The following is a 550-nucleotide window of genomic DNA, read 5'->3' as shown; positions in this document are numbered from 1 at the left end:
ACTACCTTCAACTACCCGACCATGGCCGAAGCCTATCGTGTAGCGGCATTGAATGGGCTGAACCGATTGTTCTAGTAGCCATACAATGCTGAGATAATGAGGTTAAATGAGTATTTGGGTTGCCATGATCCAAATGCAAAAACAGCAGGTTTTCGACCTGCTGTTTTTATTTACGCGAGGAACGTTCCTTTACGCCATTGATAGAAGAATATTACTCCAAGACCAATCCCTCGCATTGCCATAAAGCTGGTCATCGCCAACCAAAGTGCATGGTTTTGCCAGCCAGAGAACAAAAAGAAGATTACGAAGAAACAGCAAGTCGCCACGAACATACTGTTCCGCATATCTTTACCTTTGGTGGCACCAACAAAAATGCCATCGAATAAGAAACACCACATAGATGTCAACGGCATCACCACCAGCCAAGGTAGATAGATCGCTGCTTGCTGCTGCACAATCGCAATAGAAGTGATCATGGCGATCAAATTCGATCCGGCTAAGCCAAATACCGCAGTAAGCACTAAGCAGATGATCAGACTCCAAAAGAATG

The 550-nt window shown here is 44.9% G+C and carries 1 pseudogene; it reads right to left on the bottom strand.

The features are described from left to right. Window positions 1–170 precede the first annotated feature (170 nt). Window positions 171–550: pseudogene (locus R7Q48_RS30115) on the bottom strand (MATE family efflux transporter); the annotation flags it as partial.

The organism is Vibrio sp. 378 (assembly GCF_033339435.1).
The sequence above is the reverse complement of the archived record's forward strand: the minus strand, read 5'-3'. Positions and strand labels throughout refer to the sequence as shown.